Source organism: Curtobacterium aurantiacum (assembly GCF_018598555.1).
Taxonomy (GTDB): domain Bacteria; phylum Actinomycetota; class Actinomycetes; order Actinomycetales; family Microbacteriaceae; genus Curtobacterium; species Curtobacterium aurantiacum.
Map to the genome: position 1 here is coordinate 1 of NZ_JAHEWN010000014.1, position 14102 is coordinate 14102.

5 protein-coding genes are annotated in these 14102 nt (G+C 73.1%); all 5 read right to left on the bottom strand.

Annotation, left to right across the window (positions count from 1 at the left end; genetic code table 11):
• Window positions 1-103: 103 nt before the first annotated feature.
• A complete protein-coding gene (locus KK087_RS12640; RefSeq protein ID WP_214543488.1) occupies window positions 104-1156 on the bottom strand; it encodes an aspartate-semialdehyde dehydrogenase in 1053 nt (350 codons plus the stop codon).
• Window positions 1157-1191: 35 nt separating this feature from the next.
• Window positions 1192-2457, bottom strand: a complete 1266-nt coding sequence (locus tag KK087_RS12645; protein WP_017888681.1) for an aspartate kinase — start codon at window positions 2455-2457, stop codon at window positions 1192-1194.
• 116 nt (window positions 2458-2573) lie between these two features.
• Window positions 2574-3173, bottom strand: coding sequence for a recombination mediator RecR (recR, locus tag KK087_RS12650; RefSeq protein ID WP_110902665.1), 600 nt, complete (start codon window positions 3171-3173; stop codon window positions 2574-2576).
• Window positions 3173-5920 carry a DNA polymerase III subunit gamma and tau gene (locus KK087_RS12655; protein ID WP_214565775.1) on the bottom strand — a complete coding sequence of 916 codons (2748 nt, stop codon included), beginning with the start codon at window positions 5918-5920 and terminating at the stop codon, window positions 3173-3175. The genes recR and KK087_RS12655 overlap by 1 nt, the downstream gene beginning before the upstream one ends.
• Before the next feature lie 164 nt (window positions 5921-6084).
• Window positions 6085-13710, bottom strand: a complete 7626-nt coding sequence (locus KK087_RS12660) for a choice-of-anchor G family protein (protein WP_214565777.1) — start codon at window positions 13708-13710, stop codon at window positions 6085-6087.
• Between the last annotated feature and the right edge of the window lie 392 nt (window positions 13711-14102).

Sequence of the window (14102 nt, forward strand, 5' to 3'; positions counted from 1 at the left end):
TGCCTCCGCCGATCAGGACGACGTCGATGGGGTCCACCTGCTGCTCTGCCACCCGTCGATCCTACCGGCGGCGTCCGTCTGCTGGTCGCGTCCGCGAACCCCGCTACGCGTCGACGGAGCGGCGCGCGACGATCGTCTCGGCGATCTGCACCGCGTTGAGCGCGGCGCCCTTCCGCAGGTTGTCGTTGCTGACGAAGAGGACGAGGCCGCGGCCCTCGGGTGCGGACTGGTCGGCGCGGATGCGGCCGACGAAGGCCGGGTCCTGGCCGGCGGCCTGCAGCGGCGTCGGGACGTCGGAGAGTTCGACGCCGGGAGCGCTCGACAGGATCTCGGTCGCACGCTCGGGCGACAGCGGACGCTCGAACTCGGCGTGCACCGAGATGGAGTGCCCGGTGAACACGGGGACCCGCACGCAGGTGCCGGCGACGAGCAGGTCGGGCAGCTCGAGGATCTTCCGGCTCTCGTTGCGGAGCTTCTTCTCCTCGTCGGTCTCGCCCAGGCCGTCCTCGACGATGCTGCCGGCGAGCGGCACGACGTCGAAGGCGATCGGGCGGACGTACTTGACCGGCTCGGGGAACGTCACGGCGGATCCGTCGTGCGTCAGTGCAGCGGTGTCCTGCTCGAGCGCGGCCTTCGCCTGGCCGAGCAGTTCGTCGACCCCGGCGAGCCCGGAGCCCGAGACCGCCTGGTAGGTCGTCGCGACGAGGCGGCGGAGCCCGGACTCGGTGTCCAGGACCTTGAGCACCGGCATGATCGCCATCGTCGTGCAGTTCGGGTTCGCGATGATGCCCTTCGGCGCCTGGTCGATGGCGTGCGGGTTCACCTCGCTCACGACGAGCGGAACCTCGGGGTCCATGCGCCAGGCGCTGGAGTTGTCGACGACGATCGCCCCGGCGGCGGCGAACTTCGGCGCGAGGGCCCGCGAGGCGGTGGCCCCGGCGGAGAACAGCGCGATGTCGATGCCGGACGGGTCGGCGAGCTCGGAGTCCTCGACCACGATCTGCTCGCCGCGGAACGGCAGCGTCGTGCCGGCGGAACGGGCGCTCGCGAAGAAGCGGACCCGGTCGGCCGGGAACGCGCGCTCTTCGAGCAGGCGACGCATCACGGCGCCGACCTGGCCGGTGGCGCCGACGACGGCGACGGTGAGGGTGCTCATGCGGTGCTCCTGGTGTTCAGCGGATCAGGCGGGCGTCAGCGGCCGGTGCCGGCGTAGACGACGGCCTCGGCATCGGCGTCGAGGCCGAACGCGCTGTGCACGACGCGCATCGCCTCGTTCAGGGTGTCGGCGCGGGTCACGACCGAGATGCGGATCTCCGACGTGGAGATCATCTCGATGTTGATCGACGCGTCGTGCAGGGCGCGGAAGAGCTGCGCCGAGACACCGGCGTTCGTGCGCATCCCGGCGCCGACCAGGGCGAGCTTGCCGATCTGGTCGTCGTACTGGATGCTCTCGTACCCGATGTCGGCCTTCGCGACTTCGAGCGCCGTCAGCACGGTCTGGCCCTGGTCCTTCGGCAGGGTGAACGAGATGTCCGTCCGCCCGGTCGACGCGGCCGACACGTTCTGGACGATCATGTCGATGTTCGCCCCGGCACGTGCGACGTTCGTGAAGATCTCGGCGGCCTTGCCCGGCTGGTCCGGGACGCCCACGACGGTGATCTTCCCCTCGGAGAGGTCTCCGGCGATCCCGGTGATGATCGGTTCTTCCACGGTTTCCCCCTCTGCAGGGTTGTAGACGATGGTGCCCTCGTTGTTGTTGAACGAGGACCGGACGTGCAGGGTGACGCCGTGCCGACGGGCGTACTCGACGGCACGGATGTACAGGACCTTGGCACCCGAGGCTGCGAGCTCGAGCATCTCTTCGCTGGTGACGCGGTCGACCTTGCGGGCCTTCGGCACGACGCGGGGGTCGGCGGTGAAGATGCCGTCGACGTCGGTGTAGATCTCGCAAACGTCGGCGTCGAGTGCGGCGGCGAGGGCGACGGCGGTGGTGTCCGAGCCGCCGCGACCGAGGGTGGTGATCTCACCCGTGGTGCGGTTGAACCCCTGGAAGCCGGCGACGATCGCGACGTGCCCGGAGTCGAGCGCTTCGCGGACGCGCTTCGGGGTGACGTCGACGATGCGGGCCTTGCCGTGCTGGGCGTCGGTGAGCATGCCGGCCTGGCTGCCGGTGTAGGACGACGCTTCGACCCCGAGGCTCTTGATCGCCATCGCGAGCAGCGCCATCGAGATGCGCTCCCCCGCGGTCAGGAGCATGTCGAGCTCACGGCCGGCAGGGATCGGCGTGACGGAGTGCGCCAGGTCGACGAGTTCGTCGGTGGTGTCGCCCATCGCCGAGACCGCCACGACCACGTCGTTGCCGGCCTTCTTCGTCTCGACGATCCGCTTCGCCACGCGCTTGATGCTCTCGGCGTCCGCGACGGATGATCCACCGAACTTCTGCACGATCAAGGCCACTGGCTGGTACTCCCGGAGACGGCGACACCGCGAGGTCACGCGGTCTCACAATGGTAGTCGGTGTTTCGGGGATGTTGCGTGCGAGCGGGCCCGGACGCAAGGATCCTGCGCGGCAGTCAGCCGCCGACGACCCGCCGTCCCTCGAAAGCACGGCCGAGGGTGACCTCGTCGGCGTACTCCAGGTCGCCGCCGACGGGCAGACCCGACGCCAGGCGCGTGGTCCGGATGCCCATCGGGACCAGCAGTCGACTGAGGTAGGTCGCGGTCGCCTCACCCTCGAGGTTGGGGTCGGTCGCGATGATGACCTCGTCGACGGTGCCGTCGGCCAGGCGCACCATGAGCTGCTGGATGCGGAGGTCGTCCGGGCCGATGCCGTCGATCGGGCTGATCGCCCCGCCGAGCACGTGGTACAGCCCGCGGAACTCACGGGTGCGCTCGATCGCCGCGACGTCCTTCGCCTCTTCCACCACGCAGATCGTGGCCGGCGAACGACGGGGGTCACGGCAGATGCTGCACTGGACGTTCTCGGTGACGTTGCCGCAGATCTCGCAGAAGCGGACACGTTCCTTGACGTCGGCGAGCAGCTCGGAGAGCCGGCTCGGGTCGAACGACTCGGTCTGCAGGATGTGGAACGCGATGCGCTGTGCCGACTTCGGGCCGATCCCGGGCAGGCGGCCGAACTCGTCGATGAGGTCCTGGACGATCCCGTCGTACATCAGGCACCGTCCTGGTGGAGAGCGGTCTCCTCGATGAACTGGGCGTTGAGGATCTCACGCACGACGGCCTCGCCGTACCGGCCTGCGACCGGTGCACGGCGTGCGGGCGGGGCGGTGCGCGCAGGAGCGGCGGCCGGCTGGGCGGCGCGCTGCGGTGCGGCCTGCTGCGCCGGGGCTGCCGGCGTCGCAGCAGCGGGCGCTGCGGTTGCGGGCGCGGCGGTTGCGGGTGCGGCGGTTGCGGGTGCCGAGCCACGACCGATCCCCGGGTCGGGGAACGGGGCGCCGTCGTCGTACGGTTCGTCATCGAGCGGGTAGTCGTCGACCGGCACGCCCGGCACGACGGGACCGCCGGGAGGCACGGCTCCCGCTCCGGACGCCGCCTGCGGACCCGGGGTGGTCGGCTGGTCGGGCCGCCCTTCCGCGGCAGCGCCTGATTGCCCGGGTGCGGCCGATGGTGCCGGCGGCTCGGTCGGCTGGGGCGTGCTCGTCTCGGCAGGGGCGACCGGCGCGGACGCCGGCACGGTGCCGAAGGGTGCTGCCCAGCTGGGCTCGACGGACTCCGGGACGGCGTCAGCGGTGGGGTCGCTGGCGGGGATCGTCGCGACCGCCCAGTCCGTCACCGGCGCGCCCGAGGGGGCTGGGGTCGGCTCGGTCGGTGCGGGGCCGCGCTGCGGCGCGGACGCGGTCGGCGCTGCCTTCGGCTCCGCGGCAGGGGCAGCCGTCGGCGTGGGGGCACCAGCGGACGCCGGCGCCGGGGACTTCGGTGCCGCGGGCTCCGGAGCCGCGGGTTCCGGAGCCGGGGTCGGGGTCGGGGTCGGGGCGGCCGCGGGCGCCTGCGCAGCGGGGGCGGAACGCTGGGCCGGAGCCGACTGCTGCTGCTGCTGCTGACGCTGCTGCTGTCCGGGCCCGCGGGCGACGAACTTCACCCGGAGACCGAGGACGTCCACGATGGCGGCACGCAGCAGTTCGCTGACGCTGGCCGAGGGATCGGACATCTCCTTGAACGAGGCAACGTCCTGCTGGCTCGGGAACGTCAGCGTCAGCACGTCGTCGCGGAGCGCGGTGACCTGCGCCGTGACGACCACCGACCACGCCGAACGCTTGGCGTGCTGCACGTGCTCGACGATCTGCGGCCAGGAGTCGCGCATCTGCTGGAAGCCGACGGCGCCGACGGTCCGGACGGCCGGCTCGTCACCGATCGTCGTGCCCTGACCGGTGGACGACGGGCTGACCGGCTCGGCCGCAGACTTCGAGGGCTCGGGCTGCGAGGAATCGGGCTTCGAGGACTCGGACTTCGCAGGCTCGGGCGGGGTCTGCGCGGGCGCTCCAGGAGTGCTCGGAGCGACCGCCGCCCACGACGCTGCGGCGTCGCGCGCCACAGCTCCGGAATCGGCCTGCGGCGCGACGGGCTGCTCGGCGGCACGCTCGGGAGCGGTCGTGCGGTCGGGGGTCGCGGCCGGAGCGGGCGTCGGGGCAGGAGCCGGAGCTGCGGGAGCCGCGACTGCCGGCTGCTCACGACGGGGCGCCGCAGCGACGGCGGGAGCGGACGACTCACCGGCGCCGGCCTGGTGTCCGCCGGCGTCGCCGACCCCGACGCGACGCTCCAGCCGCTCCACCCGCGCGAGGGCACCGCGCTGGGTGTCGTCGGCCTCGGGCACGAGCATCCGGGCGGTCATGAGTTCGAGGTGCAGTCGGGGCGAGGTCGCGCCGGTCATGTCGGTCAGTGCACGGTTCGCGATGTCGGCGGCACGGGACAGCCCGGTCGCGCCGAAGACCCCGGCCTGGCGGCTCATGGTGTCGAGCTCTTCCGGCGAGACGCCACGCAGGACGGCGGCGGCGCTCTCGTTCGTCGCCGCGACGACGATCAGGTCGCGCAGGCGCTCGAGCAGGTCCTCGACGAAGCGGCGGGGGTCCTGCCCGGTCTGCACCACGCGGTCGATCGCGGCGAAGGCGGACGCGGGGTCGGCGACGGCAAGGGCGTCGACGACGTCGTCGAGCAGGGCGGCGTCGGTGTAGCCGAGCAGGGCCACGGCACGTTCGTACGCGATCGCGCCGTCTTCGCTGCCGGCCATCAGCTGGTCGAGCAACGAGAGGGTGTCGCGGACGGAACCGCCACCGGCGCGCACCACCAGGGGCAGGACACCGGGGGCCACGGACACGGACTCCTGCGTGCAGAGCTGCTCGATGTACTCGAGCATCACCGCGGGCGGCACGAGCCGGAACGGGTAGTGGTGGGTGCGCGACCGGATGGTGCCGATGACCTTCTCGGGTTCGGTCGTCGCGAAGATGAACTTGACGTGCTCCGGCGGTTCCTCGACCAGCTTGAGCAGCGCGTTGAAGCCCTGCGGCGTCACCATGTGCGCTTCGTCGAGGATGAAGATCTTGTAGCGGTCGCGAGCCGGGGCGAACACGGCGCGGTCGCGCAGGTCACGCGCGTCGTCGACGCCGTTGTGGCTCGCGGCGTCGATCTCGATGACGTCGAGCGAGCCGCTGCCGTCGCGGGCGAGTTCGACGCAGCTCGGGCAGACGCCGCACGGGGTGTCCGTCGGGCCCTCGGCGCAGTTCAGGCAGCGCGCGAGGATGCGGGCCGACGTCGTCTTGCCGCAGCCGCGCGGGCCGCTGAACAGGTAGGCGTGGTTGACGCGGTTCGTACGGAGCGCCGTGCGGAGCGGGTCGGTGACCTGCGACTGCCCGATCAGCTCGGCGAAGTTCTCAGGCCGGTAACGGCGATACAGGGCGGTGACCACGCGACAAGGGTAGCCGTCACGACCGACAACCCGCGTGCCCGTCCACAGGTCGTCCCGCCGGGCAGGACCACCCGTCGGCGGTGGGCCGAGCGCCCGGACGGCACCGCGCCTCCCGTCCGTCTGGTCGACGGGCGGGAGGCGCGGTGTGTGACGCGGGTGCGGACTCAGCCGCGGGTGCGGCGACGCAGGCCGCCGGCGAGGCGGGAGAGCCCCAGCAGCAGGAACCCGAGGACCACGAGGCCCGCCGCGGTGCCGGCGATCGGCACGACGTCCGCGCCGGTCCAGGCGAGGTCACCGTTGCCGGAGCCGGAGCCGGAGCCAGACCCGGACCCGGTGCCGGTGCCGCTGGTCCCGTTGCCCGCGCCTCCGCCGGTGCCGTTCCCGCCACCGATCCCGGTGCCGCCGCCGGTGCCGCCGGTGCCCGGCGTGCCCGGCAGACCGGGCGCACCCGGGGTCCCGGGGGTCCCGGGTGTGCCCGGGTTCCCGGGGGTACCGGGGGTACCCGGCTCCTCCGGGTCCACCGTGTCGTCCATGACCATGACGCGGACCATCTGCGCCTGCGAGGTGAACCCGCCGACCGACTGGGTGACCCGCAGCATGTGCGCGCCGACCGGCAGACCGACCATGACCCACCACTCGCCGTCCTCGTCGGCGGTCGTGACGACCACGTCGCGGCCCATCGGCTGCACGGTGACCGTCGCGCCGGGCTCAGCGGTGCCCGTGACCATCAGGTCGTGGTCGCCGTCCTCGTCCGCCATGTGCTGCTCGCCCTGGCTGGGCGAGGTGACGGCGAGCGGCTCCAGGGCGTCGACCACGATCGGCACCCGGGCCGCCGCCGAGGTCGTGCCGTCCACGGACTGCGTGGCGCTGATCGTCCACTCGCCCTCCGGCACCCGCTCGAACATGACGTCCCACGCGCCCTCGTCGTCGGCGGTGGTGGTGCGCACCTGTCCGGTGGACAGGGACACCGTCACCGTGGCACCCGGGGCGGCCTGACCGGTCACCCTGAACGAGCCGGTGTCGCCGAAGCCGTCCGCGGTGATGAGCTGCCCGGGCTCGGGGCTCGTGATCAGGATGTCCGTGGCCCGTGCGGCCTCGACCGTGACGTCGGCGGTCACGGGGTCGGAGGTCCGACCGCCGACCGTCTGCGTCACCGAGACCGTGTGGTCGCCCACCGGGACGCCGCCGATCGTGACCGTCCACGAGCCGTCGTCGCCGGCGGTCGTCGTGGCGGTGCGGCCGTCGATGTCGACCGTGACGGTCGCACCGGGCTCGGCCGTGCCGCTCACCGGGATCGCCTTCGTCGATCCGGTCGTCGGGAACACCTGGCCGTCGGTCGGGCTGGTGATCGCGACCGGCGTCGCGGCCGTCACCGTGAAGCCGACCTCCGGAGCGGTCGTGGTGTCACCGTCGACCGTCTGGCTGGCGGCGATGGTGTGCGCTCCCTCGTCGACGTCCCGCACCGTCACGGCCCACTCGCCGTCGTCGTCCGCGGTCGTGGTGACCGCGCGACCGTCGTCGATGCGGACCGAGACCGTGGCGTTCGGTGCCGAGGTGCCGGTCACGCGGACGTCAGTCGAACCTCCGAGCACCCGGTAGTCGGCGCCGTCGGCCGGTGCGGTCACGACGATCGCGTCCGCGGCGGCGACCGCGACGGTCACGTCGCGTTCGATCGGGTCGGACGTCGTGCCGTTCACGACCTGGGTGACGACGAGCGTGTGCTCGCCCGCCGGCACGTCGACCAGCGAGGTCTCCCACCGTCCGTCGGTGCCGACACGGACCACGACCGGGTCGGCGTCGTCGAGGACGACGCGGACCGTCGCGCCGGGCTGGCCCTCGCCGCCGACCGGGACGGTCGCGGTGGGGTCGGTGCTCGGCACGGTGAACGTGGTGTCGTCCGCCGGGGCGGTGACCGTCAGCGCGGCACCGGGTGCCACCGTGAAGGTGCTGCGCACCGCTGCGGACGTCGAGCCGTCGACCGTCTGGGTCGCACGGATCGTGTGCTCGCCGACGGCGGTGTCCGGCAGTTCGACGCTCCAGGTGCCGGCGTCGGTCGCGGTCACGGTCCGGGCGTCGCCGCCGTCGATCGTGACACGGACCTCGGCACCGGGCTCGGCGGCCCCCGCGGCGGTGAGGGTCGCGACCGAGTCGCGCTGGGCGACCCGGATCGTGGTCCCGTCCACCGGGGTGGCGATCGTGATCGGGTCGGCGACGAGGACGCGGACGTCCACCGTCACCGGCGCGGACTCGGTGCCGTCGATGCGCTGCGTGACGCTGACGGTCGTGGTGCCGGCCGGCACACCGGGGACCGAGACGCTCCACGCGCCGTCGTCGTCCGCGGTGGTCGACTCGGTGCGACCGTCGCCCAGGTCGACCACGATGGTCGCGCCCGGCTCGGCGGTGCCGGCGACGTCGACCGTCGTCGTGCCGTCCCCGTCGGCGACCGTGTACTCCTGGTCGGCCGTCGGCTCGGTGACGACGACGGGTGCGCCAGCCTCGATCTCGAACGTCGTCTCGACCGGGGTGGTCGAGGTCGAGCCGTCCACGGTCTGCGTCACCTCGACGGTGTGCCCACCGACACCGAGGTCCGGCACGTCGACGCTCCACGAGCCGTCGTCGCCGGCGGTGACCTCGACGGGGTCGCGGTCGTCGACGGTGACCGTCACCGTGGCACCGGGCTGGGCGTCGCCGGCGACCGTCACGGTCGTCGTCGCGTCACCGTCGGCCACCGTGATCGGGTCGTCGCCGGGCTCACGGATGGTGAGGTCGGCAGCGGCCACCACGGACACCGGTCGTTCGACCGCCGCACTCGTGGTGCCGTTGATCGCCTGCGTGACCGCGGCCGTGTACGAGCCGGTCGGCACGTCCTCGACCGTCGTCTCCCAGTCGCCGTCGCGGTCCACGGTCGCCGTGGCGGTCCTGCCGTCGCCGAGGTCGACCGTGACGGTCGCGCCCGGCTCGCCGGTGCCGGCGAAGGCGACGTCGGTGGTGGCGTCGTCGTCCGCCACCGTGACGGTGGTGGCACCCCGCGGGGTGGACACGACGAGCGGGGCGCCCGCACGGACCGACACCGCCGCCGTGACCGGCGTCGACGTCTGGCCGCCGACGACCTGCGTCGCGGTGACGCGGTGGTCGCCCACCGAGACGTCCTGGAAGGTGGTGGTCCACCGGCCGTCCTCGTCGGCGGTCACCGTCGCGGTCTCGCCGGTCGAGAGCCGCACCGTCACCTCGGCGTCGGCCTGCGCCCGACCGCTCGCCTCGACGTCGGCCGTGCCGGACGTGTCGGCGACCGTCAGGACGTCGCCGTCCTCCGGGGTCGCGATGGTGAGGGCGGTTCCGGCCCGCACCGTGACGGTCTGGTCCGGACTGGAGGCGGTGGTACCGCCGACCGTCTGGCTGGCGGCCAGCGTCGGGGTCCCGACACCGACCCCACCGAACGTGACCGTCCAGTCACCGTCGGCGTCCGCGGTGGTCGTCAGCTCGTCGTCGCCGAGGCGCACCGTCACCGGCGCGCCCGGCGCCGCCGCGCCCGAGACGACGACGTCGCGCGTCGCGTCCGGGTCCGGCACGAGGAGGACCACGTCGGTCTCCGGGGTGGTGATCGTCACCGCGTCGGCGGCCTCGATCGTGATCGTGCGCTCGACCGGGTCGGAGGTGCGCGGGTCGGAGACGCTGCCGGCCAGGGTCTGGGTGATCGAGACCCGGTGCACGTCGACCCCGAGGTCGGGGAACGTGACCGACCACGTGCCGTCGGCGCGGACCGTCGTCTCCTGGTCGTCGGACCCGGCGAGGGTCGCGGTGACCGCGGCGCCGGGCTGGCCGGTGCCGGTGACCGTCACGTCGCGCTCGACGTCGGGGCCGGCGACCGCGATCGCGTCCGCGCCGGGGCCGGTGATCGTCAGGGGGTTGGCCGTGACGACCTCGAAGGTGATCGGGACGGCACTGACGTCCTCGATCTCCTGGCTCGCGGACACGGTGTACAGGCCGGTCGGGGCGAGACCGGTCGCGTCGACCGCCCACTCCCCCTCGCCGTCGGCCGTGGTGGTGAACCGGGTGCCGGGGCCGACCGACACGGTCACGGCGGCGCCGGGCTCGGCCGTGCCGGTGATGCGGACGGTCGCGGTGGCGTCACCGTCGACCACGACGAAGCGTGCGCCGCTCGCCGGGGTGTCGATCACGATCGCGTTGCCGGGGACCACGGTGAAGTCACGCGTGACGACGGGGCCGTCGGTGCCGTTCACGGTCTGCACGGCCTCGACGGTGTGCTCGCCGATGCCGAGCTGCGTGGTCGGGAGTTCCCAGTTGCCCGCGGTGTCCGTGACGACCTCGACGGGGTCGCCGTCGTCGATCGTCACGGCGACGCTCGCGCCGGGCTCCGCGGTGCCGCGGACGACCACGTTGGCCTGCCCGCCGGTGCCGGCGGGGACCTCCTGCGCGTCGCCGGGGGCAACGATGACGAGTTCGTCGCCGGCCTCGACCGCGAAGTCACGGTCGACCGGTGCCGAGGTCGCACCGTCGACGGTCTGCGTGACCGTCGCGGTGTGGCTGCCGGTGTCGACGTCCGCGAGGACCACCGACCAGGTGCCCTGCTCGTCCACGGTGGTGGACACCGCGTCGCCGTCGTCCAGGACGATCTCGACGCGGGCACCCGGCTGGGCGGTCCCCCGCACGGTCACGTCGACGACCGAGTCGTCGGTCGCGACCGTGACGGTGTCGTCCTGCGCCGGGGCGGTGACGGCGAGCGCTGCGCCCGCCTGGACCGTGACGGCCTGGCGGACGGCCGGCGAGGTGGTCCCGCCGACGGTCTGCGTCACCGTGATCGTGTGTCGACCGACCGGGACGTCGGCGACGGCGACCGTCCAGGTGCCGTCGTCGTCCGCCGTGGTGGTGGCGGTCAGCCCGTCGCCGAGCGAGACCCGCACCTCGGCGCCGGCCTCGGCCGTGCCGGCGACGTCGAGGTCGGTGGTGGTGTCGGCGTCGAGCACGGTGACCACGTCGCCGTCCTCGGGCGAGGTGATCGCGAGCGGGTCACCCGCCTCGACGGTGAAGGTGGACTCCACCGGGCCGGACGTGGTGCCGTCGACGGTCTGACGAGCCGTGACGGTGCGCTCCCCGACGGGGACGTCGGCGAAGGTCGTCGTCCAGGCACCGTCCTCGTCGGCGGTGACCGCTGCGGAGAAGGAACCGCCGATGCCGACGGTGACCCGCGCGTTCTGGGCGGCCGAGCCCGACACCGTCACCGGCGTGGTCGAGGTCTCGTCCGCGACGGTGATGGTGCTGTCGTCGGCGGGCTCGTCGATGATCAGCGCGGGGGCCGCCGTCACGGTGAAGTCCCGCGTGACCGGTGCGCTCGTCGTGCCGCCGACGGTCTGGGTGACCTCGGCCGAGTACTCGCCGGCGGGGACGTCCGTGACGCTCGTCGACCAGGTGCCGTCGGCGTTCGCGCGGGTGGTCGCGGTCAGGCCGTCACCGAGGTCGACGTCGACGCGGGCCCCGGCCTGTGCGCTGCCGGAGAAGGGGACGGACCGGGTGTCACCGGCGAGCGGGAAGTCCTGGTCCGCCGCGGGGGTGTCCACGGTCAGGCCGGCCGCCGCCACGACACGGAAGGACCGGGTGACGGGGGCGGAGGTCGTGTCACCGACGGTCTGCGTCACGCTCGCCGTCTGCTCACCGACCGGGACCTCGGGGACGCTGACGCTCCAGGCGCCGGCGTCGTCGGCCGTGCCCGTCGCGGTCAGGCCACCGCCGAGGTCGACGCTGATGCGCGCGTTCGCGGTCGCCGTGCCCGTCAGGGTGACCGGGGCGGTCTCCCCCGTCGTGGTGAAGGTCTGACCGGCCGTGGGTGTGGTGATCGTCAGCGGGCGCTGTGCGACGACGGAGAAGTCCTGCGTCACGGCACCGGCCGCGGTTCCGCCGACCGTCTGGGTCGCGGTCGCGGTGTACTCGCCGGTCGGGACGTCCGCGATGGTCGTCGTCCAGGTCCCGTCGGCAGCGACGGTCGCCGTGCCGGTGCGGTCGCCGCCGAGGCTCACGGCGACGGTGGCGCCGGGCTCACCGGCACCGCTCACGACGACGCTGCGGGTCGAGGTCGCCGACGGCACGGTGAACTGCTGTCCGTCCGTCGGCGCCGTGATGGTCGGTGCCGCGAAGGCCGTCGCACGGACGGTCGAGGTGGCGAGGTCCACGGTGGCGACGTTCGCCCCGGGGAGCACGGAGAGCCGGAGGGCGTGCACGCTCTGCGATCCGGTGTCGTACCCGCGGGGGTCGCGGAAGCCGGTGCTGTCCTGCGCGTTCACGGTGAGGTCGACGACCTGGCGGAGCAGCAGCACGACCGGGCTGAGCAGTGTGGAGACGGCCGAGGTCGTCGCCGTGAGGGTGGTGCCGAGGTTCGTCAGGGCGGAGCCCGTGACGAGGGGCCGCACGATGGTCTGCAGCGCGGGCAGGACGATCGAGTTGACCGCCGGTGCGAGCAGCGCGCCGAGCGCGTTCAGCCCGAGGGGGCCACCGGTCGCGGTCACCGTCGCGGTGGCGGGTGCCGAGCCGGCGAGGGCGCCGAGCGTGGTGTCAGCCCGGAGCGCCAGCGCGGCGAGCGGGAGGCCGACCGCGTTGACGTTCGCGGTGACGTCGATACGCACCGCGGTCGAGTTGATCGTGTTCACGACCGCGGTCTGCAGGGCCGTCGGCAGCTGGGTGCCGAGGATCGTCGTGATGCTCCGGTTGATCGAGCTCACGGCCGCCTCGGTCAGGACCGACGTGTTGGCGGGTTGGCCGTTGAGCGTGGTGAGCCGGTCGAGGTCGACGGTGACCGCGCCGGTCGAGGGGGTGATCGTCACCGCTCCGTCCGTCAGCGGCTGCTGCAGCACGCGGGTCAGCGTGTCGTCGAGGTTCAGGTCGACCGTCGCCGTGACGTTCGTGCCGTTCACGTTCACGAGTCCGAGGCTCGTCGAACGGAGCAGCTGCTGCAGTTCGCCGGTCAGCGCCGTCGTGGTGCCCGACAGCGCCCCGTCCGCGCCGACCGCGGAGTTCACCGTGCCGGAGAAGGTGCGCAGGTCGTTCCGCAGCGCGGTGCTGAGTCCGGCGACGGCGGGGCTCGTCAGGTCCAGCTCCGCACCGGCGATGCGGTAGTCGGTCGTCGTCTCGACCGTGGTACCGCGCGTCGCCTGGATGCGGGACGCCAGGGCGCCGATCTCCAGCTGTGCGTTCGACAGCACCGTGGTGTCGGCGCCCACTCGCGAGAACAGCGGGTTGAGGTCCAGCGTCGCCGCGCCGGTACCGGAGCCGGTGCCGACCCCGATGCCGCCGTCGTTCGTCAGCAGGCCGGACGATGCGGTCGCGCCGGTGGCCGAGGTCGTGGCGTACTGGCCGTCGACGCCGAGGGTCAGGATGCCGTTCGGTCCGAGCAGGTCGATGTCGTTGCCGAGACCGACCCCGAGCGTGTTGAGCGCCGTGAGGTTCAGCGGCTGGTTCGTGGTGCCGCCGCCGGAGGTCGCACCGCGAGCCGAGTACGCGCCGCCGAGCTGGGCGACGCCGTCCACGTCGACGATGCCGGAGCCGCTGAGCAGCAGGCCCTCGGCCTCGGTGACGTCGGTCTGGGCGGCCGCCGCGGGTTGGATCGCCACGGTGGCGGCGACGAGCGCCGTCACCGTGGCGACGACGCCGCCGCGCAGGAGGAGCCGCCGGTCGTCCGAGGCTCGTCGTCGAGCCCGGCCGTCCGCGCGGGTGATCCGTCGTGTCCATTCGTACGCTGCGGTCGGTACGCGGGTACCGAGCAGCGACGCGTGCCTGCGCATGCGTGTCTCTTTTCCTGGCGGGCGCGGCCCGCCACCTGATCCTCGGAATCCTCCGCTGGTGAGGCGGTGGAGGCTCCTCCGCTGGTGAGGCGGTGGAGGGTCGGAATCCTGGTTGGGGGTTCCTGACGCAGATCTTTACACATGATCAGGTTCGTGTCCGCACGCGTCGTCGGAAAAACGCACCGGCCCTCCCGAACGGGGGGCGACGGCGCAGCGCAACCGGTCACGAACGAAGAAGACCGGAGACGATGACAACCCGGGAACGAAGAAGACCGGAAACGAAGAAGACTCCTCACCCACCCGCACACGAGATGAGCGCAGCCCCGGTTGCCCGCCCGGAACGAAGAAGACTCCTCACGCACCCGCACACGAGATGAGCGCAGCCCCGGTTG